The sequence below is a fragment of the Salinifilum aidingensis genome (assembly GCF_054782015.1).
Genome location: NZ_BAAGTH010000009.1, coordinates 191,494 through 213,958 on the forward strand (window position 1 = coordinate 191,494; position 22,465 = coordinate 213,958).

The following is a 22,465-nucleotide window of genomic DNA, read 5'->3' on the forward strand; positions in this document are numbered from 1 at the left end:
GTCCTCATCGATGCAGTCGGAGCTACCACGATCGCGTGGGGACAGTTCGCCCTGCAAACGTGCGGGGACGGCTCCCGGTTTCATGGAAATCGCGCTCTCTGGAGGAGTCCCGGAAAGCCGGTGCGTGCCGCAGCGCCGACGAGTCGCCCCTACGAAGGAGCAGCGCGGCGGAAGAGCCCCGGGCGACCCCGGCGCCGGCGGCGCCGGGCGGCGTGCCGCAGCTGCAGGATCCGGGCCGTGCCGATCAGCGCCACGAACAGCGCGCCGGCCAGAGCGCCGAACAGCAGCGCCACCCCGGTGGGCAGCTGGCCCTGCATCCACAGGAACCGGACCGTGACCGCCTCGGAGTTCTGCAGGATGAACACCAGCAGGAAGGCGAGCACGACCGCCGCGACGACGACGGCCACCCAGATCCCCCCGGTGCGCGTGCGCCCGGCCTGGTGCTGCCCGGAAGCGGGGGCGGCCTCACCGGAGTTCCCGGACTCGTCCCGTTTGCTCATGGGGGCATCTTCGCGTTCCCCCTGCCGGCCCCGATCCGGCACACGGCCGATTCTCACCCGAACGAGCGATGGTGGGTCACACCCCGGCGATCGCGGCCCGCGCCTGCGCGTACTCCGCCCGCACCGCTGCCCCGGCGTCCGGGTCCCGCGGCTGCGCGCTCCGGCCGCGCAGCGGCCACTCCGGGGGCCCGCTTCCGCCACCGGCCACCCACGCCGCCTGCTTCGCCGCGCCGAGCGCGACGTACTCGGCCGGGTCCGGGATCTCCACGCCGACGCCGAACAGGTCGGCCGCGACCGCCTCGACCGCGGCCGACTTGGCCGCACCGCCGATGAGCAGCACGCGGCGCACCTCGACTCCGGTCCCGCGCAGCGCGTCCACCCCGTCGGCCAGACCGCAGAGCATCCCCTCGACCGCGGCCCTGGCCAGGTTCTGCGGCGTCATGTTCGTGCGCCGCAGCCCGGCGAGCGTGCCGCTCGCCTCCGGCAGGTCCGGCGTGCGCTCCCCCTCGAGGTACGGCAGCAGCGTCAGCCCACCGGCGCCCGGAGCGGCTTCGAGGGCGAGCTCGTCCAGCCCTGCCAGGTCGGTACCGAGCACCTCCGCGGTCGCGCTGAGCACGCGCGCGGCGTTGAGCGTGCACACCAGCGGCAGGTAGCGCCCCGTGGCGTCGCAGAAACCGGCGACCGTGCCGCTCGGATCGGCGGTCGGACCGTCGGTGACGGCGAACGCGGTGCCCGAGGTGCCCAGGGAGACGACGACATCCCCGGGCTGCGCGCCGAGCCCCAGCGCCCCGGCCATGTTGTCGCCGGTGCCGGGGGCCAGCAGCGCACCGGACACACCGGACAGAGCTGCGGTCCCGCCGGGCTCGGCGGGCCCGAGCACGCGCGGCAGCCGCGGCCGCCGCCCGCCCATCGCGTCGGCGAGCAGGTCGGGCAACCACGTGCCGGTGGTCGGGTCGAAGTAGCCCGTGCCGGAGGCGTCTCCGCGATCGGTGCACGCCTCGGTGCGCGCCCCGGCGAACTGCCAGGTGACCCAGTCGTGCGGGAGCAGCACCTGCTCGACGCGGTCGGCGTTGTCCGGTTCCTGCTCGGCCAGCCACGCCAGCTTGGTCACGGTGAAGCTGGGCACCGGCACCAGCCCGGTGCGCCGGGCCCAGGTCTCGGCCCCGTAGCGGGCGGTGAGACCGCGCGCCTGCTCGGCCGAGCGCGTGTCGTTCCACAGCAGGGCGTCGCGCACCGGCCGCCCCGCCGCGTCCACGGCGACCATGCCGTGCTGCTGGCCGGCGACGGACACGGCCGCCACGGGGTGGTCGGGCGCCTCGGCCAGCGCTCGGCGCACCGCGTCCTGCGCGGCGTCCCACCAGGCCTGCGGCGGCGCTTCGGTCCCCTCGGGGTGCGCCGCCTGCCCCTGCGCGGTGATCGCGCCGTTGTCGGCGTCGACCAGCACCGCCTTGGTGGACTGCGTCGAGGAGTCGAGACCGAGCACGTGCACGTGGCATCTTCCTTCCAGCCGGGAAACCGGCAAGATCCTGCCACGGTGCGCACGCGTGCGGTCAACCGGAGCACCGGTGGGCACCGGTCCGCGCACGTCAGCCGCCGTAGGGCAGGACCGGTGCTCCCGGGCCGACGTCGGCGATCCGGAACAGCGCCCCGGCCCGCGGGTACCGCTCCAGGTCGGTGTCCACTCGGGACGTGGTGATGAACAGCTCGTCGTAGTCCGCACCGCCGAAGGCGCACGCCGTCACGCGCGGCGCGGGGACCTCGTAGGTGGCGACGAGCCTGCCCTCGGGCGTGTAGTGGCGCACCGCTCCCCCGCCCCACAGCGCGACCCAGATGTCGCCCTGCGCGTCCACGGCCAGCCCGTCCGGCGCGCCGTCGGCGGGATCGATGCGCACCACGGTGCGGCGCCGCTGCAGCTGGTAGTCGACGTAGTCGAACGCGTCGACGCACTGGGTGGGCGTGTCCACGTAGTAGGCGGTCCCGCCGTCCGGGCTGAAGGCGAACCCGTTCGACACGGTCACCTCGGGGATGGCGATGGTCACCTCCCCCAGCGGGTCGAGGCGGAACAGCGAGCCCTCCTCCGGGGCCTCGGACACCGCCATCGATCCGCAGAACAGGCTCCCGTCGGGCGCGCACCCCCCGTCGTTCATGCGCACCGAGTGATCGGTCCACAGTGGTTCGAACGGGAACAGGTTGCCGAGGTCGTCGTCGGCGAGGGCGAAGCCGCGCTCCAGCGCCAGCACGACCCCGCCGGCCGAGCGGGGCCGCAGCATCGCGGCGACCTCACCGACGTGGGTGCGGCTGACCTCGCCCGTGGTGCGGTCCAGGGTCAGCACGTCGCCGGCGTGCATGTCGACCCACCGCGGCCCCGGCCACGCGGGGTGCCAGACGGGGCCTTCGCCGTGGTGGGCGCAGGCTTCGGTGATGGGCTCGGCGCGCTGGCTCATGCGCCCTCCGTTCACGTCGCTCAGGGGTGCAGCACCATCTTTACCGTATCGCTCCGGCGCTGCCCCAGGGTCTGCAACGCGTGTCCCGCTTCGTCGATGCCGAATTCGGCGGTGATGATCCGCCCCGGGTCGACCGCGCCGGCGGTGAAGGCCCGCACCGCGTGCGTCCACGCGGTGGCCGAGGCGCCGAACACGCTGTGCACCGCGAGCTCGGCGCTGACCAGTTCGACCGGGGTGGGCGGGTCCGGGTCCGCGGCGGCGAGCCCGGTCAGCGCGACGCGACCGCCGCGCCGGGCCAGGCGGATCGCCTGCCGTGCCGTCCCGGGGGCTCCGGCCGCCTCGAGGACGGCGTCGAAGCAACCGTGCCACTGCTCGGCCTCGGCGGTGCCGACGAGGCGGTCGGCACCGCAGTGCTCGGCCAGCGCGGTCCGATCGCGGTCGGGGTGGACGACGACGAGCTCGCGCGGCCCGGCCGCGGCGAGCAGCTGGGTGGCCAGCAGCCCGAGGCTGCCCGCGCCCACGACGGCGGCCCGCTCGCCGGGGACGGTCGCCAGCCGCAGGCACGCCGCCGCGGCGCAGGCGGTCGGTTCGAGGGCCGCGGCGGCGCGCAGGTCCGCGTGCGCGGGCAACTCGTGCAGCAGCCGGGCGGGCAGGACGAGGTGGTCGGCCCAAGCTCCGGGGCGGGTGAAGCCGGTCTCGTCGTAGTCGGTGGCGCAGAGGTTGTCGGATCCCCTGCGGCATGCCGGGCACGTGCCGCAGTTGCGGATCCCCTGCCCGACGACCGGCTTGCCGACCCAGTCGGGGTCGACGCCGCTTCCGACCTCCTGCACCGTGCCCGACCACTCGTGCCCGGGCACGACGGGGTACCGGACGAGCTCGGCGGGCCGGGTTCCGCGGTAGACCTCCAGGTCCGAGCCGCAGATGCCCGACCACGCCACGCGGACGAGCGCTTCCCCCGCCTCCGGTCGCCGGGGCTCGGCCGGTGCGGTGCGCAGGTGCTCGGGTTCGTCGATGACGACGGCGCGCGCGTCCATGCCGCGTCCTCCGTGGATGGTGTGCGGGTCACTTCCCGGTGCTGGGCACGGCCGCTCCCCCGGCCGGCAGCGGCGATTGCGTGCTGTCCGGGGCGTAGCGGTGCAGCAGGTCCAGCCCGATGCGGGCGCGGCGCACGCGTTCGCGGGACAGCGCCACGGCGGTGCCTTCCAGGTGCGTGCCGCTGGGGTAGATGTTCGGCGCGTTGCGCAGGCCGAACTTGACGTGGACGGGCGCGGCGACGCGGACGATCTCGGCGATCTCGTAGTGGCGCACGAAACCGCCGAGGTCGTCGGGGGATTCGACGTAGACGTCGAGCGGCAGGCTCGTCGCCGCCCGCAGCGCGGCCAGCTGCGGGACGCTCAGGTCGGTGGGCACGTTGTAGGTGTCGGCGCCGAGGTCCTCGACCAGGCGCACCGACGCGGGGTTGGCCAGTCCCATCTGGACGCTGACCTTGAACTGCATGTCGGCGGGCAGATCGCCGGCTTCGCGCATGGCCGCGGCGACGCGGAGCACACCGAGGTCGGTGATGAGCACGCTGCGCACACCGGCCTCGGCGCTGCGCCGGACGTCCTCGAGCACGTGCACCAGCTGCTCGGTGCCGCGCGCCTGGGCCGCGACCGGCCCGCCGCCGGCGGCGGCGCAGAGCCCGCCGGTGTCCCAGCCGGCCAGCGGACGTGCGAACAGGCTGAGCTCGACCCCCCGGGCTGCGGCCGTGGTGCTCATCCGGTCGAGCTCGCCGTCGGTGAGCAGCATGCTCCCGCTGCCCTGGGAGATGCGGTGGACCGCGACCTCGCGCCGGTCGGCCTCGTCGAGCACGGCCGCGAGCACCTCGGGACCTTCGGTGCTGGGGATCTCCACGCGGTACTGCGCCCCGTCCGGGAAGCGCTGCTCGCTGGTCTCGGGGCTGTCAGCGGCCGGATACCCCCGTTGCCGCAGGAACTCGCGAGTCGCACGCACCCTTGCTCCATTCGGTATTCCGAACAACGTCCTGGAAATCGTACGACTGCCCCCGAGGTGTGGTCAACGCGAGCCCGCGCTCCCCGGCTGCGGGATCCGGTGGCGCGGTCCCGGAAACAGCTCAGGCCCGCGGGCGCCGGGGTGCGATCCGGCGCCCGCGGGCCTGCGGGCACGCGCGGGGCGGGGCTCAGCCGGAGGCCGCAGCCACGTGCTCGGGCTCCTCGCGCACCTCCGCCACGTGCACGGGACGCCCCTGCTGCAGGGACAGCTGCGCGGCCTCGGCGACGCGGAGCGCCTCCAGCGCCTCGCGCGGCGCGCACGGATTGACGGCCTCCCCCGCCACGAGCGCGGTGAACGCCTCGAGCTCGACGCGGTAGGCGGGGCCGAAGCGCTCGGCGAACGTGCGGTACGGCCGCCCGGACGGCCAGGCGACGCCCTGCTCGACCGACGGCAGCGGCGCTCGCTCGTCGTGGCCGACGAATCCGGCCCCGCGCGAACCGCACACCTCCATGCGCACGTCGTGCCCGGCTCCGTTGTACCGGCTCGCCGAGACGGTGGCCAGGGTTCCGCTCTCCAGAGCGGCCACCACGGCAGCGGTGTCGACGTCGCCGCCCTCGGCGATGTAGTCCGCGCCCCGGTTCCCTCCCTGGGCGTGCACTGTGGACACCTCGGATCCGGTGATCCACCGCAGCATGTCGAAGTCGTGGATGCCGCAGTCGCGCAGCAGTCCGCCCGAAGCGGGGATGAACTCCGGCGGCGGTGGTTGCTCGTCGGCGGTGACCGCCCGCACGCTGTGGACCCAACCGAGCTCGCCGGAGCGGACCTGCTCGCGCACCGCCCGGTAACCGGCGTCGAAACGTCGCTGCAAGCCGACCTGCACCGCCAGCCCGGCCTGTTCGATGCGCTCCACCAGCGCGCGGGTGACGGCCAGGTCGGCGGCGATCGGTTTCTCGCACAGCGCCGGGACCCCGTGCCGCAGCGCGAGCTCGAGCATCACCGGGTGCGCATCGGTGGCCGTGGCGATGACGACGCCGTCGACGCCGGCGGAGAACACCTCCTCCGGCGTGTCCGCGGCGCTGGCTCCCAGCTCCGCGGCGAGGCCGCGGGCGCGCTCGGGCGCCGCATCGGCCACGAGCAGTTCGTCGACGCGGGAGGCGGTGCGCAGGTTGTGTCCGTGCATCTGTCCGATTCGGCCGGCGCCGAGCAGTCCGATGCGCATGGAACTCCTCTTCCTCTCAGGCTCGTGCGGGCGGCCGCGGCGCCCGGGCCTCGTCCTCGACCCCCGGCCCGCGGCACGAGGCCGTGCGTCCGGCCCCTCGGGGCGCCCGCGGGACCGGCGCGTCCGATCCCGCGGGCCGGGGGTCGTCGCTGGGCCCGGCTCAGCGGAAGCCGGCGCCGCAGCGGCTCAGGTACTGGCGCGTGCGCCGCGCGATCGGCAGCGGCTGCTCCGGCGGGCAGGGGAACATGTCCTGCTCCACGATGGCGAACATGTCCGCGTCGACTCCCGCGGCCGCGTCGAGGACGGAGCCGAGGTCGGGTTCGCCCTCCGGCGGCTCGCACATCACGCCCCGGCGCACCGCTTCGGCGAAGGAGGTGTCCGCGCTCCAGACCTCGCGGGCCAGCTCCGGCCGCACCTGCTTGAGGTGCAGGTAGCCCATGCGCTCGGGGTACTTCTGCAGCAGGGCGAGGTTGTCGCCGCCGCAGTAGGAGATGTGGCCGGTGTCCAGGCACAGGCTGACGTGCTCGGGATCGGTGGCCTCCAGGAAGCGCTCCACGTTCTCCTGCGTGTCGACGTGGGTGTCGGCGTGCGGGTGGAACCGCAGGTGGATGCCGTACTCCTCGTGCAGCGCGCGGCCGAGCCGGTCGATGCCGGCGCTGAGGGACTTCCACTGCTCGTCGGTGAGGTGGCGGTCCTCGACCCGCTGGCCGGTGTCCTGGTCGCGCCACATCGCGGGAATGACCACGAGGTTGCGCGCGCCCATCGCGGTGGTCAGCGCGGCGACCTGCTGCACGTGCTCCCACGTCTCCGCCCAGACGGCGTCGCCGCGGTGGGTGGCGGTGAAGCACGTGCCCGCCGAGACCGCCAGGCCGCGGCTGTCCAGCTCGTCGGACAGGCGCTGCGGGTCGGTGGGCAGGTAGCCGTGGGGACCGAGCTCGATCCAGTGGTACCCGGCCTCGGCGACCTCGTCGAGGAAGCGCCACCACGGGGTCTGGCGCTCGTCCTCCGGCATCCACACGCCCCAGGAGTCGGGCGCGGACCCGACGCGCAGGCGGGTGTCCTGGTGCGGTGCGTCGCTGGACATGGCAGCACTCCTTTTCGAAGATCCCCGGTTCGGGGACGGACGCGGGCGGTCGTCACTGCGGCGGGCCGGCCCGCCGGAGGCCGGCCGTTGTGACCTCGCTCTCCGGGCGAACGTCCGTAGTGTTGCCGCGGCGGCACACCACTGTCAATACTTAGTCTTTACATATTTACCTTTAGGGGGCGGGTGGGCCGCACGAGCAGGGGCCCGGCGGTGAATCGACCGCCGGGCCCCTGCTCGCGGATGCGCGCCTCAGCCGTCGCCGCGCAACGTCAGGTCGAACGAGTACCGCGAGGCGCGGTAGACGTGCGAACCGAACTCCACCACCGCCCCGGTCTGGTCGTGAGTGGTGCGCTTCATCGTCAGCAGCGGCGCGCCTTCGGGCTCGTCGAGCAGTTCGGCGTCCTGGGCGCCGGCCAGCCGCGCGCCGATGTTCTGCTGCGCCACGTGCATGCGCACGCCCGCGGAGCGCAGCAGCTGGTAGAGGCCGTAGCGCTCGAGGTCCGCATCGGCGGGCCGGATGAGCCCCCGCGGGAGGTAGTTCTCCATGCGCGCGATCGGCTCACCGCGCGAGTAGCGCACCCGCTCCAGGTGCAGCACCTGGTCCTGCCTGCCCGCCCCCAGCACCGAGGCGATCTCCGAGGGCGCGCCGATGAGCTCGTTGACGATCACGCGCGTCTCCGGCTCGGCGTCCATGTCGGAGAGGTCGTCGAACAGGCTGCTCAGCTGCAGCGAGCGCGTCACCCGGCTGAAGGCGACCTGCGTGCCCGCTCCGCGCTTGCGCACGACCAGCCCCTTGTCCACGAGCGAACCGATCGCCTGCCGGACGGTCGGCCGGGACAGCCCCAGTCGCGCGGCGAGGTCCACCTCGTTGTCCAGCTTCGCCCCGACGGGGAGTGCTCCCGCGTCGATCGCGCTCTCGATCTGGCTGGCGACCTGGTGGTACAGCGGCACGGGGCTGGAGCTGTCCACCTCGATGTCGCGCGCGGGGTCCCACGGGGCGGCCGCGCCCTCGGGCCGCACGGCTTCGGAGTTGTGCGCGGAGGACTTCACGAACGTACGGTAACAGGAATCCGACGCGCTGCGCATAATGTCTCGACGACGTAATGAGCTGACATGCACCCCCGCGTCCGCTCCCGCCGCGCCCCCGCGCCTCGCGCTCCACCCCCGCCGCGTCTCGTCCCGCCCTCGCCGGACTCGACTCAGCGGTCGCCTGACCAGCGAAAGGGAGATTCCTCGCGAAAGGAACGAACCCTCGTTCGGATGAGGCGCTCGACGCGCCGCAGGCGAGCGGTTCCGCATCCACGTCTTGACCGGCGAAACGCACCCCACTATCGTTCGCATAAAGCACACACGTTCACTATGCGTACAGGAGTTGGTCAGGATGGCACGCATCCTGCGGCTCGACGAGGCGGTCGCCGAACTCGTCCACGACGGGGACACGGTGGCGTTGGAAGGGTTCACACACCTCATCCCCGTCGCAGCCGGGCACGAGATCATCCGGCAGCGCCGCACGGACCTGACGCTGGTGCGCATGACGCCGGACATCGTCTACGACCAGATGATCGGCGCCGGCTGCGCGCGCAAGCTCGTGTTCTCCTGGGGCGGCAACCCGGGCGTCGGTTCGCTGCACCGGTTCCGCGAGGCGGTGCAGCAGCAGTGGCCCCGCCCGCTGGAGATCGAGGAGCACAGCCACGCCGGGATGGCCAACCGCTACCAGGCGGGGGCCTCGGGGCTGCCGTTCGCGGTGCTGCGCGGCTACATCGGCACCGACCTGCCCGAGCACACCTCCAACATCAGCACCGTGGAGTGCCCGTTCACCGGGCAGCGGCTCGCCGCGGTCCCGGCGATCAACCCGGACGTCGGCATCGTGCACGCCCAGCAGGCCGACCGGCACGGCAACGTGCAGATGTGGGGCATCACCGGCGTGCAGAAGGAGACCGTGCTCGCCTCGGCCCGCTCGCTGGTCACCGTCGAGGAGGTCGTCGACGAGCTCACCCCGCGCCCGGACGCGCTCGTGCTGCCCAAGTGGGTCGTCTCGGCCGTGGCGGAGGTCCCCGGCGGTGCCCACCCCTCCTACGCTCAGGGGTACTACGAGCGGGACAACGACTACTACCAGCACTGGGATCCGATCGGCCGGGACCGGGAAGCGTTCCAGCACTGGCTCGACACGGAGATCTTCGCAGCGAGCGCGGAAGGGAGCCCGCGTTGACCGCCACCGCATCCAGCACCGCCACCACCGAGCGGTTCAGCGCCGACGAGATGATGACCGTCGCGGCGTCGCGCAGCCTGCGCGACGGCACCGCCTGCTTCGTCGGCATCGGCCTGCCCAGCACCGCGGCCAACCTCGCCCGGCGCACCCACGCGCCCGACCTGGTGCTCATCTACGAGTCCGGCACGATCGGCACCAAACCGGACCGGCTGCCGCTGTCCATCGGCGACGGCGTGCTGGCCGACACGGCCGACTCGGTGGTCAGCGTGCCGGAGATCTTCAACTACTGGCTGCAGCCCGGCCGGGTGAACACCGGTTTCCTCGGCGGCGCGCAGGTCGACCGCTACGGCAACATCAACAGCACCGTCATCGGCGGCGACTACGACGACCCGAAGGTCCGCCTGCCCGGCGCCGGCGGTGCCCCGGAGATCGCCGCGTCCTGCCAGGAGGTGCTCATCGTCATGCGCATGAGCCCGCGCACCTTCGTCGAGCAGGTCGACTTCCGCACCTCGGTCGGCTACGGCTCCGGCCCCGGCGATCGGGAGAGGTTCGGCATGCGCGGCCGCGGACCGGCGAAGGTCATCACCGACCTCGGCGTGCTCGAACCGGACCCGGACACCGCCGAGCTCGTGCTGACCCGGCTCAGCCCGGGAGCCACCGCCGAGCAGGCCCGCGAAGCCGCCGGCTGGGACCTCCGCGTCGCCGACGAGCTGGGCGTGCAAGACGAACCCACCGACACCGAGCTCGGTGTCCTGCGCGAACTCAAAGCCACGTTGAGCAGTGGAGGATCCCGGTGAGCGAGGTCTACGTACTCGACGCGCTGCGCACCCCCTTCGGCCGCTACGGCAAGGGCCTGGCCGGGGTCCGCCCGGACGACCTGGGCGCGCACGTGCTGCGCGCGCTGCTGCAGCGCAGCCCCGGACTGGACCCGGCGGCGATCGACGACGTCCAGTTCGGCGACGCCAACGGTGCCGGCGAGGACAACCGCAACGTCGCGCGCATGGCCGCCCTGCTGGCCGGTCTGCCCACGAGCGTGCCCGGGGCGACCACCAACCGCCTGTGCGGCTCCGGCATGGAGGCGGCCATCAACGCCAGTCGCACCGTCCAGGTCGGCGACGCCGAGCTCGGCGTCGCCGGCGGCGTGGAATCGATGAGCCGCGCGCCGTGGGTGCTGCCCAAACCGGAGTCCGGCTACCCCCGCGGGCACGAGACCTTGCATTCGACCACGCTCGGCTGGCGCATGGTCAACCCGGACATGCCGGAGCAGTGGACGATCTCGCTCGGCTCCAGCGCCGAGCTGCTCGCCGACCGCTACGGCATCAGCCGCCAGCGGCAGGACGAGTTCGCCGCGCGCAGCCACCAGCTGGCCGCCCGCGCCTGGGACGAGGGCCTGTTCGACGACGAGGTCGTACCGGTTCCGGGCACCGAGCTCACCCGCGACGAGGGCGTCCGGCCGGACAGCACGGCGGAGAAGCTCGGTGGGCTCAAACCGGTCTTCCGCGTCGACGGCACGATCACCGCGGGCAACTCCTCCCCGCTCAACGACGGTGCCGCCGCGCTGCTGCTCGGCGGGCAGCGGGCCGCCGAGCAGCTCGGCACCCGGCCGCTGGCCCGCGTGGTCAGCCGCGGTGCCGCCGCGGTCGACCCCGACGTGTTCGGCATCGGGCCGGTGCGGGCGGCCGAGACCGCGCTGGAGCGCGCCGGCATCGGCTGGGGCGAGCTGACCGCCGTGGAGCTCAACGAGGCGTTCGCCTCCCAGTCGCTGGCGTGCCTGGCCGACTGGCCGAAGCTGGACCCGGAGATCGTCAACCAGCAGGGCGGGGCCATCGCGATCGGCCACCCGCTCGGCGCCTCCGGCGCGCGCGTGCTGGGCACCCTGGCCCACCAGCTGCGCCGGGCCGGCGGCGGCTGGGGGCTGGCCGCGATCTGCATCGGTGTCGGCCAGGGGCTCGCCGTCGTGCTGCACGCGGAGCAACCGGGCCATCCGAGGGAGGACTCATGACCGTCGACGACACCCGCTCCGCGGCGGGGTTGATCCTGCCGTCCTACGCCTCCGACGAGGACTCGCACCCGGCGCTGGACACACCGGAGTACCGCTCCTCGGCGCTGCGGCACCCGAAGCAGCCGCTGCAGGTGCTGCCGCAGCACCTCACCGAGGTGACGGGGCCGCTGCTGGGGCACGACCGCGTCGGGGACCTCGACCACGACCTGACCGCGCAGCACGAGGCCGAGCCGCTCGGCGAGCGCATCGTCGTCAGCGGCCGGGTGCTGGACTCGGACGGCAAACCCGTCCCGAACACCCTGGTCGAGATCTGGCAGGCCAACGCGGCGGGGCGGTACCTGCACGCCGGGGACCGCCACCCCGCCCCGCTGGACCCGAACTTCTCGGGAACCGGCCGGTGCATGACCGACGAGCAGGGCAACTACCGGTTCGTCACGATCAAGCCGGGCGCCTACCCGTGGCGCAACCACGACAACGCCTGGCGGCCGGCGCACATCCACTTCTCCCTGTTCGGCCGCGCCTTCACGCAGCGGTTGATCACGCAGATGTACTTCCCGGGGGATCCGCTGTTCTCCCAGGACCCGATCTTCAACTCGGTGCGCGACCCCGCGGCCCGCGAGCGGATGATCTCCCGCTTCGACCTGGACACCACCGTTCCCGAGTGGGCGCTGAGCTACAAGTTCGACATCGTCCTGCGCGGTTCCGCGGCCACACCGTTCGAGGACGACGAGGAGGACGACGACTGATGCGCTCGCAGCCGGCGACGACACCGTCGCAGACGGTCGGTCCGTTCTACGCGCTGCCCGGCGGGATCCTGTGGGACGACGGGCCGGAGGTGGTCCCCGAGGGCACGGCCGGTGCGTTCGTGCTGCGCGGGCGCGTCCTCGACGGCAACGGGGACCCGGTGCCCGACGCCGTGGTGGAGACGTGGCAGGCCGACTCCCTGGGGCGCTTCGACCACGAGAACGACCCGCGCGGCGAGTCCTCGCACTGGCAGGGCTTCGGCCGCTGCCCCACCGACCCCGAGGGGCGGTTCTGGGTGCGCACGGTCAAACCGGGCCCGCTGCCCACCCCGGAGGGGGGCACCGAGGCGCCGCACCTGGCGGTGACGGTCCTCGCCCGCGGCATGCTCGCCCGCCTGGTCACCCGGGTGTACTTCCCCGACGAGGAGGGGGCCAACGCCGCCGACCCGGTGCTCGCGGCGGTTCCGCGGCAACGGCGGCACACGCTCGTCGCCGAGGCCGACGGCGCGGACTACCGGTTCGACGTGCGCCTGCAGGGCGGTGACGAGACCGTGTTCTTCCGCGTGTAGCACCACCCGCACCCGAGTTCCGCACGAGACGGGGGAATCCGCTGTGGACAGCCTGTTCGGAGCGATGTTCAGCACACCGCGGGCCACCGAGCAGACGGGGGCGCGGGCGTGGCTCGCGGCGATGCTGGAGTTCGAGAGCGCCCTGGCGGGCGCGGAGGCCGACGCCGGTCTCGTCCCCGCCGATGCCGCCGCCGAGATCGACCGGTGCTGCCGGGTCGACGCGTTCGACCCGGAGTCGATCGCCGAACGCGCGGTCTCCTCGGCGACCCCGGTGATCGCGCTGGTGCGCGACCTGACCGAGCAGGTCGGCACCTCGACCGCCCGGTACGTGCACAAGGGCGCGACGAGCCAGGACGTGGTCGACACGGCGGCGATGCTCGTCGCCGCCCGCACGACCGACCTCGTCCTGGCGGACCTGCGCGGGGCCGCGGCGGCCTGCGCGCAGCTGGCCGAGCGGCACCGCGACACGCCGATGGTCGGGCGGTCCCTGCTGCAGCAAGCCCTGCCGACCACGTTCGGCGCCCGCTGCGCCACGTGGCTGACCTCCCTGGAGGAGGCCGCCGCGGCACTGCGGCGGGTGCGCCGGGAGCGGCTGGCGGTGCAGCTCGGCGGTGCCGCCGGCACCCTGGCCTCGCTCGACGGGCAGGGGCCGGCGGTCGTGGCCGGGCTCGCCGAGCGCCTCGGCCTCACCGCTCCGGCCGTGCCCTGGCACACCGACCGCACCCGCATCGCCGAGCTCGCCGGCGCGCTGGGCACGGTCACCGGGGTGTGCGGCAAGATCGCCCGCGACGTCTCGCTGCACGCGCAGACCGAGGTCGGCGAGCTCACCGAGGGGCGTTCCGGCGGTTCCTCGGCGATGCCGCACAAGCAGAACCCGGTCGGGTCCGTGCTCGTCGGCGCGATCGCGCGGCGCGTTCCCGACCTCGTGTCCACTGTGCTCGGGGCGATGCCGCAGGAGTACGAGCGGGCCGCGGGCGCGTGGCAGGCCGAGTGGGAGCCGGTGACGCAGCTGCTGCGGCTGACCGCGGCGGCCGCGGCGCACACCCGCGCCGTGCTCGCCGAGCTGCGGGTGCACCCGCAGCGGATGGCCGCGAACCTCGGGGCCACCGGCGGTGCGATCATGGCCGAGGCCGCCGCGGCGGCCCTGTCCGAGCACCTGGACCGCACCGAGGCCCACGAGCTCGTCGGCGAGGCCTCCCGGCGTGCCGCTGAGCACGGCGGCACGCTGGCCGCGCAGCTGCGCGCCGACGAGCGGGTGCGGGCGGTGCTGTCCGAGTCCGCCATCGACGCGGCCACCGATCCGGCCGGGCACCTCGGCCACGCCCCGGAATTCGTCGACACCGCGCTGCACCGGCACGCGCATCTGGAGGAGCAGTGACTGTCCACTACGAACTCGCCGGGCCGGAGGACGCCCCGGTGGTCGTGCTGTCCAACTCGATCGGCATGGACCTGCGCCTGTGGGACGAGCAGGTGCCTGCGCTGGCCGAGCGGTTCCGCGTGGTCCGCTACGACCAGCGGGGCCACGGACGCACCCCCGCGAGCACTCCCGGCCCCTACTCGCTGGCCGACCTGGGCGGGGACGTGCTGTCCCTGCTCGACGAGCTCGGCGTCCACCGCGCCCACTTCGCCGGTGTCTCGCTCGGCGGCATGACGGGCATGTGGTTGGCCGAGAGCGCACCGGAGCGCATCGACCGGTTGGCGCTGCTGTGCACAGCGGCGGGGATGCCTCCGCAGTCCTGGCACGACCGGGCCGCGCTGGTGCGCGAGAAGACCACCGAAGCGCTCGTCGAGCCCTCGCTGCCCAAGTGGTTCACTCCCACCGCGGCCGCGGACCCGCAGGTGCGCGAACGGTTCGCCGAGCAGCTGCGCGGCGCCGACGACGAGGGTTACGCCGGCTGCTGCGAGGCGATCGCGACGATGGACATCCGCGAGCACCTCGGCGCGATCACCGCGCCGACCCTGGTGATCGCCGGCGCCGAGGACCCGGCCACCCCGCCGGCGCGCTCCGCGGAGATCGCCGCGGCGATCGGCGGATCCCGCCTCGAGGTCATCGACTCGGGCGCGCACCTGGCCAACGCGGAACAGCCCGCGGCGGTCAACCGCCTGCTGCTGGAGCACTTCTCCGCGCAGCCCTGACCGCGCAGTCCCCCGGCCGGGCAGCTTCCCGGCCGGACAGCTCCCCGGAAGGATTCCCGTGTCCGACGAACACTCCCCCGACCACTCGGCCGCCGACCGCGGCGACACCGCGCGCCGCGCCGACGGGATGCGGGTGCGCCGCTCCGTGCTCGGCGACGCCCACGTGGACCGCGCGATCGAGCGCACGACCGAGTTCACCGCCGCGTTCCAGGACTTCATCACCCGCTACGCCTGGGGCGAGGTGTGGCACTCCGACGCGGTGGAGCAGCGCACCCGCAGCATGCTCACGCTCGCGCTGCTGGCGGGGCTGGGCAACGAGGACGAGTTCGCCATGCACGTGCGCGCCGCGCGGCGCATCGGCGTCACGGCCGAGGAGATCCGCGAGGTGCTCATGCACGTCGCGATCTACGCGGGCGTGCCCCGCGCCAACAGCGCCTTCGGCACAGCCAATACCATTCTCGACGAGACCGGGTGAGCCTCCGCCGCGCGCCCGGATCCGTCCACCCGCCCGAGTCGTGCCGAGGAGACGTGATGGAGCCCGAAACCGAGCCCGGCGGCGGCTACGTGCAGTCGCTGGCCCGCGGACTCCTGGTGATCCGGGCGTTCGACGAGAACCACCCGGAGATGACGCTGGCGGAGGTGGCCCGGGAGACCGGGCTGTCCCGCGCGGCCGCCCGGCGGTTCCTGCACACGCTCGTCCAGCTGGGCTACGTCTGGACCGACGGGCGCGCGTTCGCGCTCACCCCGCGCGTGCTGGAGCTGGGCTTCGCCTACCTGTCCAGCCGCTCGCTGCCGGAGATCGCGCAGCCGCACCTGGAGCGGCTGGTCTCGGCCGTGCAGGAGTCGGCCTCGGTGTCGGTGCTGGACGCCACCGACATCGTCTACGTGGCGCGCGTGCCCACCTCGCGGATCATGACGGTGTCGATCAACATCGGCACCCGCTTCCCCGCGTTCGCCACGTCGATGGGGCGGGTGCTGCTGGCGCACCTGCCGGAGCACGAGTTCGAGGCCTACCTCGACCGCGTCGAGCTCACCCGGCTGAGCTCGCACACGATCACCGCGGCCGAACAGCTGCGCGAGGAGCTGCGGCAGGTGCGGCAGCAGGGCTGGGCGCTGGTCGACCAGGAGCTGGAGCAGGGGCTGCGCTCGGTGGCCGCACCGATCCGCGATCGCGCGGGCCGGGTCGTGGCGGCGGTGAACATCTCCTCGCACGCCAGCCGCACCAGCCGGCAGGACGCGCAGCAGCGGCTGCTGCCGTCGCTGTTGGAGACCGCGGGCCGGATCGAGGCGGACCTGCGGGCCGCGCCGAGCGCCCAGGCCGCGCAGTCCGCTCCGGACGCTCCCCCGCCCGGCGGTGCCGACGCGTCGTGACCGCCGCGCCGAGCGGGCGTCACCGCACGAGGTCGGTGCTGGTGGGCAGCTGCCGGTAGAACCAGCGGATGTGGGACTCGACGCGCTGCTGGGCGAGCTCGCCGTCATCGGCGCGCACCGCGTCGACGAGGCCGTGGTGGTCGGCGCACAGCTGCACGCGCACGCGGTCCCAGTCGTCGCCGAGGCGGTGGAACGCCGCGCGCAGCGGCTGCCGCAGCGATTCCCGGACGGCGCTGGTCATCTCGGCGACGAGCCGGTTGCCGCCGGCCTCGGCGAGCGCGACGTGGAACTCGGTGTCGAGCTCGTTGAACCGGTCGCGGCCGACGGCGGGGTCGTCCATGGCGCCGGCGATCCGCTCGAGCGCGTCCGCGTGGGGCGCGGTGGCGTGTTCGGCGGCGAGCCGGGCGCTGTGCCGTTCGAGCATCACGCGCGCTTCGACCACGTCGGCCGGGGGGAAGTTCGCCAGGGCCACGTGCAGCCGCAGGAACCGCTGCAGCGCGTGCCGGGGCAGGGCGGCGACGGTCGTGCCGGAGTCGGGGCCGGTGCCCACGGCCATGCGCAGCACGCCCTGGGCCTGCAGCGCCCGGGAGGCCTCGCGCACGGCCGCGCGGCTGACGCCGAGCATGCCGGCGAGCTCGCGTTCCGGCGGCAGGCGGTCGCCGACGCGCAGTTCGCCGGCGAGGATGCGCTCCTCGATGCGCTCGACGACGAGTTCGTAGGTGGCCGCGCGCGTGACCGGTCGCCACGCGGCCTCGCCCGCGGCGCCGTCCGCCTCCGTCCCGGCCGCCGGGTCCGTTCCGGGCACTGGCTCCCCTCCCCTTCTTCGCGGTCCGGCCTTCAGAGTACGGTGCGCCTGTGGTCTGACCAAACTCTGGTCAGCAGCGGCAAGCATGTGCGGAAACAGGCGCGTGCGGTGCACCGCGGGCAGGATGCGGCGTGCCGCGGGCGTTGCGTGCGCGCGGCCCCGCCCGGCGGGGCGCGGCAGTGAGGAGGTGGGCGCATGGCCGGGACACCCCCGCGGGTGGCCCTGTTCGCGACATGCCTGGGCGACACGATGTTCCCGGAGGCGCCGAAGGCGACGGTGCGGCTGCTGGAGCGGCTCGGCTGCAGGGTGGAGTTCCCGCTGGCCCAGACGTGCTGCGGCCAGATGCACACCAACACCGGCTACCGCGCCCGCGCGCGCTCCTCGGTGCGCACGTTCGTCGACGCCTTTGCCGGTTACGAGGCCGTCGTCGCCCCCTCCGGGTCGTGCGTGGCCTCGGTGCGGCACCAGCACGCCATGGTCGCCGCCGACGACCCGGCGCTGGCGCAGGAGGTCGAGCAGCTGATCCCGCGCGTGCACGAGCTGTCCGAGTTCCTCGTGTCGGTGCTCGGGGTCACCGACGTCGGCGCGTACTTCCCGCACCGCGTGACCTACCACCCCACGTGCCACTCGCTGCGGCTGCTGCGCGTCGGCGACCGGCCCGCCCGGCTGCTGCGCGCGGTGCGCTCGCTGGACCTGGTGGAGCTGCCGGACTGGGACCAGTGCTGCGGGTTCGGCGGCACGTTCGCGTTGAAGAACCCGGACGTGTCGGTGGCGATGGGCACCGACAAGGCCCGGCACGTGCAGGACACCGGCGCCGAGGTGCTCTGCGCCGGCGACGCCTCGTGCCTGATGCACATCGGCGGGCTGCTGAACCGGCAGCGCTCCGGTGTGCGGGTGCTGCACCTGGCGGAAGTCCTCGCGAGCACGGAGGGAGACAGCCGTTGAGCAGCGCGTACCTGGGCATGCCGGCCTTCCCCGAGGCGGCGCGCCGCGAGCTGGACAACGCCCAGCTGCGGCACAACCTCGGCGAGGCCACCTCCACGATCCGCCGCAAGCGCGACGAGGTCGTCGGCGAACTCGACGACTGGGAGCAGCTGCGGCAGTCCGGTGCCGCCATCAAGGCGCACACCCTGTCGCACCTGGACGACTACCTGCAGCGCTTCGAGTCGGCGGTGACCGCGGCCGGCGGTACGGTCCACTGGGCGCGCGACGCCGCGGAGGCCAACCGCATCATCACCGGCCTGGTCGAGGCCACCGGCCAACGCGAAGCGGTCAAGGTCAAGTCCATGGCCACGCAGGAGATCGAGCTCAACGAGGCGCTCGCGCAGGCCGGCATCGACGCGTGGGAGACGGACCTCGCCGAGCTGATCGTCCAGCTCGGCGACGACGCGCCGAGCCACATCCTCGTGCCCGCCATCCACCGCAACCGCGCGGAGATCCGGGAGATCTTCCTGCGCGAGATGGGCGAGGTCGGCGCCCCCGCGCCCGCGGACCTCACCGACGATCCGGAGCAGCTCGCCGCGGCCGCGCGGGAGCACCTGCGGGAGAAGTTCCTCCGGGCCGAGGTCGCCATCTCCGGGGCGAACTTCGCCGTCGCCGACAGCGGTTCGCTCGTCGTCGTCGAGTCCGAGGGCAACGGCCGCATGTGCCTGACGATGCCGGAGACGCTCATCAGCGTCGTCGGCATCGAGAAGCTCGTGCCCACCTGGCAGGACCTGGAGGTGTTCCTGCAGCTGCTGCCGCGGTCCAGCACGGGCGAGCGGATGAACCCCTACACCTCCACGTGGACCGGCGTCACCGACGGCGACGGGCCGTCCGAGTTCCACGTGGTGCTGCTGGACAACGGCCGCACGAACGCGCTCGCCGACGAGCTCGGCCGCGAAGCGCTGCGCTGCATCCGCTGCTCGGCCTGCCTGAACGTCTGCCCGGTGTACGAGCGCACCGGCGGGCACGCCTACGACTCGGTCTACCCGGGACCGATCGGCGCGGTGCTCACCCCGCAGCTGCGGGGCACGAGCACGGAGCAGGACAAGGCCCTGCCGTACGCCTCCTCGTTGTGCGGGGCCTGCTACGACGTGTGCCCGGTGGCCATCAACATCCCCGACATGCTGGTGCACCTGCGCACCCGCGTGGTCGAGCAGGAGCACACCGCGCGGGACGCCCCGCTGGACGCGGCGATGCACGCCGCGAGCTGGGTGCTCGGCGACCACCGGCGGCTGGCAGCGGCGCAGCGGCTGGCCTCGCTGAGCCGGCACGTGCTGGGCCGGTCCGGCACGATCGGGCGCCTGCCCGGACCCCTCGCCCGCTGGACCGACGCGCGCGACGCCCCGGCCCCGCCCGCGGAATCCTTCCGCGCCTGGTGGCAACGGACCCGAGGAGGCGAGCAGACGTGACCGACCCCGCCACGACCAACTCCGCCACGAACGAGCACGGCAGCGCCCGCGAGGAGGTGCTCGGCCGCGTCCGCTCCGCGCTGCGCGGCACCGCGCGGGTCGACGCCGGGGAGATCCCCCGCGACTACCGCCAGGCGCGCCCGGCCGAGGATCTCGTGGCCCTGTTCCACGAGCACGTGGCCGAGTACCGGGCGGTGGTGCGGCAGGTGGGTCCCGCCGACCTGCCCGGTGCGATCAGCGGGATCCTCGCCGAGTCCGGAGCGCGCCGCGCGCTCGTGCCGGACGGGGTTCCCGCGGCGTGGCGCAGCACCGCAGCCGAGCAGCTGGGGACCGAGCCGGACGGGGGCGGTGCGCTCGGCGCGACCGAGCTGACCGCCGTGGACGCGGTGGTGACCACCGCCGCGGTCGGCATCGCCAGCACCGGCACGATCGTGCTCGACCACGGACCCGGCCAGGGGCGCCGCGCGGCCACGCTCGTGCCCGACCTGCACGTGTGCGTGCTGCGGCACGAGCAGATCGTCGACGACGTGCCCGCGGCGATGCGGCGGCTCGACCCGAGCGGGCCGCTGACGTTCATCAGCGGTCCGTCCGCGACCAGCGACATCGAGCTGAACCGGGTCGAGGGGGTGCACGGCCCCCGCACCCTGCACGTGCTCATCGCGCCGGAGTTCGCCTGAGGGAGTCCGCGGACACCGCACCGTTACCCGATCCAGTGAGGTGTGGAACGGGGCGGGGCCCCGCCGAGTCCCAGGAGCGCCATCCCGACCCGGCGAAAGGAACCAGCGTTGGACACGACCGCTGTCCGATTGCTCGGCGGCCCCGCGGACGGACGTGAGGTGAGCGTGGCCACCGACTCCGCGGGCAAGCCCGTCCCGCGCATCACCCTGCCCGCACCGGCGCGCGACTCCCGCGCGTTCGCACCACGCCTGGCCTACGAGCGGCGCACCTGCCGACCGGACGGGACCTGGGAGTTCCACTACGTCGGCACCGAGACCTGAGGGAGCCCGCTCCTCGACCACCTGCGTTCCCGTTGACTTCGAGCGCACTCCACGTTCGAGGATGTTCGTCGACGGCAGCGGCGCACCGCGCCGCAGATGAGGTGAGGAGCACCGGATGTCCACGAGCTGGGAGGCGATGCGGTCGTTCGCCAACGACCGATCGGTGACGCGGCAGCGGCTGTCGAGCGGGCTGGTGCGGCGCATCGCCGGCTACGCGCGCCCGTACGTGCGCGAGATCGCACCGTTCCTCGTCCTGGTGGTGCTCTCCGCGATCGTGGGCGTGGTCAACCCGCTGCTGTTCAAGGCGATCATCGACAACGGGATCGTGCCCGGCGACCTCGGCGTGGTGATCTGGCTGGCGGTCGCCGTCGCGCTCGTGGCGCTGCTCGAAGCGGCCCTGCAGCTGGGGCAGCGCTGGTTCTCCGCGCGGCTCGGCGAAGGCCTGATCTACGACCTGCGCGCCGAGGTGTTCGGCCACGTGCAGCGGATGCCGATCGCGTTCTTCCTGCGGGCGCAGACGGGCGCGCTGGTCAGCCGGCTCAACAACGACGTGATCGGCGCGCAGCGGGCGTTGACCAGCACGCTGTCGGCCGTGGTGTCCAACGTGGTCACCGTGGTGCTCGTGCTGGCCACGATGTTCACGCTGTCGTGGCAGATCACGCTGCTCGCGCTGTTGCTGCTGCCGCTGTTCCTGCCCCCGGTGCGGTGGGTCGGACGCCGGCTGCAGCGCGTCACCCGCGAGCAGATGCAGGTCGATGCCGAGATGAGCTCGCTGATGACCGAGCGGTTCACCATCGGCGGTGCGATGCTGACGAAGCTCTACGGCGATCACGAGCAGGAGTCGGCCCGCTTCGCGGAACGGGCCGCCCGGGTCCGCGACCTCGGCGTGGTCTCGGCGATGTACTCGCGGGTGCTGTTCATCGTGCTCACGCTGCTGACCGCGCTGGCCACCGCCGTGGCCTACGGACTCGGCGGGGGGCTCGTGCTGGCGGGGGCGTTCCAGCTGGGCACGCTGGTGGCCTTGGCGACGCTGCTGACCCGGCTGTACGGACCGCTGACCGCGCTGTCCAACGTGCACGTCGACGTGATGACCGCGCTGGTCAGCTTCGACCGGGTCTTCGAGGTGCTCGACCTGGAACCGATGATCGCCGACCGGCCCGACGCCGCTCCCCTGCCGGAGGGCGCGGCCGATCTGCAGTTCGACCGGGTGTCCTTCCGCTACCCCGCCTCGCACGAGGTCTCACTGGCCTCGCTGGAATCGGTGGCCCGCCCGGACGACTCCCCGGAGCACCCGGTGCTGCACGAGATCAGCTTCCACGCCCGCCCCGGTGAGACCATCGCGCTGGTGGGTCACTCCGGTGCGGGCAAGACCACGGTGACGCACCTGGCCGGCCGGCTGTACGACGTGACCTCGGGGGCGGTGCGCATCGGCGGTGCGGACGTCCGCGAGGTACCGCTGTCCTCGCTGTACGCCACGATCGGCGTGGTCACCCAGGAGGCGCACCTGTTCCACGACACGATCCGGGCGAACCTGCTGCTGGCACGTCCCGCTGCCACCGACGCCGAGCTGCACGAGGTGCTGCGCACCGCGCGGTTGGCCGAGCTCGTGGCCGCCCTGCCGGACGGACTGGACACGGTCGTCGGCGACCGCGGCTACCGCCTCTCCGGCGGGGAGAAGCAACGGCTGGCCATCGCGCGGCTGCTGCTGAAGGCCCCGCCGATCGTCGTGCTCGACGAGGCGACAGCGCACCTGGACGCCGCCTCCGAAGCCGCGGTGCAGCAGGCGCTGCGCACCGCCCTGAGCGGGCGCACCGCGCTGGTCATCGCCCACCGGCTGGCCACCATCCGCGAGGCGGACCGGATCCTCGTGCTCGACGAGGGCCGCATCGCCGAGCACGGCACGCACACCGAACTGCTCGCCCGCGGCGGCCGTTACGCCGAGCTGTACCGCACGCAGTTCGCCGCTGCCGAGGCCGAGCGGCCGGCCGGGTGAGTCCCCC

The 22,465-nt window shown here is 73.7% G+C and carries 23 protein-coding genes; 14 read left to right on the forward strand and 9 right to left on the reverse strand.

Translation table 11 applies throughout. From position 1 onward, the window contains the following. Window positions 1-149: 149 nt before the first annotated feature. From ACYVJE_RS14105 to ACYVJE_RS14140, 8 genes are all read right to left on the reverse strand, one after another. A complete protein-coding gene (locus ACYVJE_RS14105) occupies window positions 150-500 on the reverse strand; it encodes a LapA family protein (RefSeq protein WP_461144806.1) in 351 nt (116 codons plus the stop codon). Between the two features lie 76 nt (window positions 501-576). Beyond that, the gene (gene xylB, locus ACYVJE_RS14110) at window positions 577-1,989 is read right to left on the reverse strand and encodes a xylulokinase (RefSeq protein ID WP_461144807.1); all 1,413 of its coding nucleotides are present in this window, start codon (window positions 1,987-1,989) and stop codon (window positions 577-579) included. A gap of 97 nt (window positions 1,990-2,086) precedes the next feature. After that, a complete protein-coding gene (locus ACYVJE_RS14115; RefSeq protein ID WP_459155825.1) occupies window positions 2,087-2,944 on the reverse strand; it encodes an SMP-30/gluconolactonase/LRE family protein in 858 nt (285 codons plus the stop codon). A gap of 20 nt (window positions 2,945-2,964) precedes the next feature. After that, the gene (locus ACYVJE_RS14120; RefSeq protein WP_461144808.1) at window positions 2,965-3,978 is read right to left on the reverse strand and encodes a zinc-dependent alcohol dehydrogenase; all 1,014 of its coding nucleotides are present in this window, start codon (window positions 3,976-3,978) and stop codon (window positions 2,965-2,967) included. 28 nt (window positions 3,979-4,006) lie between these two features. Further along, window positions 4,007-4,936: a U32 family peptidase gene (locus tag ACYVJE_RS14125; protein WP_459155827.1), complete on the reverse strand. Its 930-nt coding sequence runs from the start codon at window positions 4,934-4,936 to the stop codon at window positions 4,007-4,009. 187 nt (window positions 4,937-5,123) lie between these two features. Then, complete coding sequence (locus ACYVJE_RS14130) at window positions 5,124-6,155, reverse strand: Gfo/Idh/MocA family protein (protein WP_461144809.1); 1,032 nt, start codon at window positions 6,153-6,155, stop codon at window positions 5,124-5,126. 160 nt (window positions 6,156-6,315) lie between these two features. Then, entirely contained in the window at window positions 6,316-7,239 is a 924-nt protein-coding gene (locus tag ACYVJE_RS14135) for a sugar phosphate isomerase/epimerase family protein (RefSeq protein ID WP_461144810.1), read from the reverse strand. A gap of 249 nt (window positions 7,240-7,488) precedes the next feature. Continuing rightward, on the reverse strand, window positions 7,489-8,289 hold the full coding sequence (locus tag ACYVJE_RS14140; RefSeq protein WP_459155830.1) for a GntR family transcriptional regulator: 801 nt from the start codon (window positions 8,287-8,289) through the stop codon (window positions 7,489-7,491). 331 nt (window positions 8,290-8,620) lie between these two features. Between ACYVJE_RS14140 and ACYVJE_RS14145 the strand changes: the two genes are divergently transcribed. From ACYVJE_RS14145 to ACYVJE_RS14185, 9 genes are read left to right on the forward strand one after another with little or no spacing between them, the layout of a single operon-like run. After that, complete coding sequence (locus tag ACYVJE_RS14145) at window positions 8,621-9,448, forward strand: CoA transferase subunit A (RefSeq protein ID WP_461144811.1); 828 nt, start codon at window positions 8,621-8,623, stop codon at window positions 9,446-9,448. 50 nt (window positions 9,449-9,498) lie between these two features. Continuing rightward, on the forward strand, window positions 9,499-10,245 hold the full coding sequence (locus ACYVJE_RS14150; RefSeq protein WP_459160001.1) for a CoA-transferase subunit beta: 747 nt from the start codon (window positions 9,499-9,501) through the stop codon (window positions 10,243-10,245). Continuing rightward, a complete protein-coding gene (locus ACYVJE_RS14155; protein WP_461144812.1) occupies window positions 10,242-11,450 on the forward strand; it encodes a thiolase family protein in 1,209 nt (402 codons plus the stop codon). Before ACYVJE_RS14150 ends, ACYVJE_RS14155 begins: the two co-directional genes overlap by 4 nt. Then, a complete protein-coding gene (gene pcaH, locus ACYVJE_RS14160; RefSeq protein WP_459155833.1) occupies window positions 11,447-12,196 on the forward strand; it encodes a protocatechuate 3,4-dioxygenase subunit beta in 750 nt (249 codons plus the stop codon). The genes ACYVJE_RS14155 and pcaH overlap by 4 nt, the downstream gene beginning before the upstream one ends. Next, entirely contained in the window at window positions 12,196-12,762 is a 567-nt protein-coding gene (gene pcaG, locus ACYVJE_RS14165) for a protocatechuate 3,4-dioxygenase subunit alpha (protein WP_461144813.1), read from the forward strand. The genes pcaH and pcaG overlap by 1 nt, the downstream gene beginning before the upstream one ends. A gap of 43 nt (window positions 12,763-12,805) precedes the next feature. Next, window positions 12,806-14,140, forward strand: coding sequence for a 3-carboxy-cis,cis-muconate cycloisomerase (gene pcaB, locus ACYVJE_RS14170; protein WP_461144814.1), 1,335 nt, complete (start codon window positions 12,806-12,808; stop codon window positions 14,138-14,140). Next, window positions 14,137-14,898 (forward strand): 3-oxoadipate enol-lactonase, encoded by a 762-nt coding sequence (gene pcaD / locus ACYVJE_RS14175; protein ID WP_461144815.1) that lies wholly within the window; start codon window positions 14,137-14,139, stop codon window positions 14,896-14,898. The genes pcaB and pcaD overlap by 4 nt, the downstream gene beginning before the upstream one ends. Window positions 14,899-14,956: 58 nt before the next feature. Continuing rightward, window positions 14,957-15,373 (forward strand): 4-carboxymuconolactone decarboxylase, encoded by a 417-nt coding sequence (pcaC, locus tag ACYVJE_RS14180; protein ID WP_459155837.1) that lies wholly within the window; start codon window positions 14,957-14,959, stop codon window positions 15,371-15,373. Window positions 15,374-15,429: 56 nt separating this feature from the next. Beyond that, the gene (locus ACYVJE_RS14185; protein WP_461144816.1) at window positions 15,430-16,269 is read left to right on the forward strand and encodes an IclR family transcriptional regulator; all 840 of its coding nucleotides are present in this window, start codon (window positions 15,430-15,432) and stop codon (window positions 16,267-16,269) included. Window positions 16,270-16,288: 19 nt separating this feature from the next. Here ACYVJE_RS14185 and ACYVJE_RS14190 read toward each other — a convergent pair whose 3' ends face one another. Beyond that, on the reverse strand, window positions 16,289-17,074 hold the full coding sequence (locus tag ACYVJE_RS14190) for a FadR/GntR family transcriptional regulator (protein WP_461144817.1): 786 nt from the start codon (window positions 17,072-17,074) through the stop codon (window positions 16,289-16,291). Between the two features lie 195 nt (window positions 17,075-17,269). On the opposite strand from ACYVJE_RS14190, the gene ACYVJE_RS14195 reads away from it, so the two are divergent. From ACYVJE_RS14195 to ACYVJE_RS14215, 5 genes are all read left to right on the forward strand, one after another. Beyond that, window positions 17,270-18,019 (forward strand): (Fe-S)-binding protein, encoded by a 750-nt coding sequence (locus ACYVJE_RS14195; protein WP_459155840.1) that lies wholly within the window; start codon window positions 17,270-17,272, stop codon window positions 18,017-18,019. Between the two features lie 17 nt (window positions 18,020-18,036). After that, window positions 18,037-19,467 carry a LutB/LldF family L-lactate oxidation iron-sulfur protein gene (locus ACYVJE_RS14200; RefSeq protein ID WP_461144837.1) on the forward strand — a complete coding sequence of 477 codons (1,431 nt, stop codon included), beginning with the start codon at window positions 18,037-18,039 and terminating at the stop codon, window positions 19,465-19,467. Beyond that, a complete protein-coding gene (locus ACYVJE_RS14205) occupies window positions 19,464-20,144 on the forward strand; it encodes a LutC/YkgG family protein (RefSeq protein ID WP_461144818.1) in 681 nt (226 codons plus the stop codon). The genes ACYVJE_RS14200 and ACYVJE_RS14205 overlap by 4 nt, the downstream gene beginning before the upstream one ends. A 108-nt stretch (window positions 20,145-20,252) precedes the next feature. Beyond that, window positions 20,253-20,465 carry a hypothetical protein gene (locus ACYVJE_RS14210; RefSeq protein ID WP_461144819.1) on the forward strand — a complete coding sequence of 71 codons (213 nt, stop codon included), beginning with the start codon at window positions 20,253-20,255 and terminating at the stop codon, window positions 20,463-20,465. A 115-nt stretch (window positions 20,466-20,580) separates the two neighbouring features. Further along, the gene (locus ACYVJE_RS14215; protein WP_461144820.1) at window positions 20,581-22,458 is read left to right on the forward strand and encodes an ABC transporter ATP-binding protein; all 1,878 of its coding nucleotides are present in this window, start codon (window positions 20,581-20,583) and stop codon (window positions 22,456-22,458) included. The last annotated feature ends 7 nt before the right edge of the window (window positions 22,459-22,465 follow it).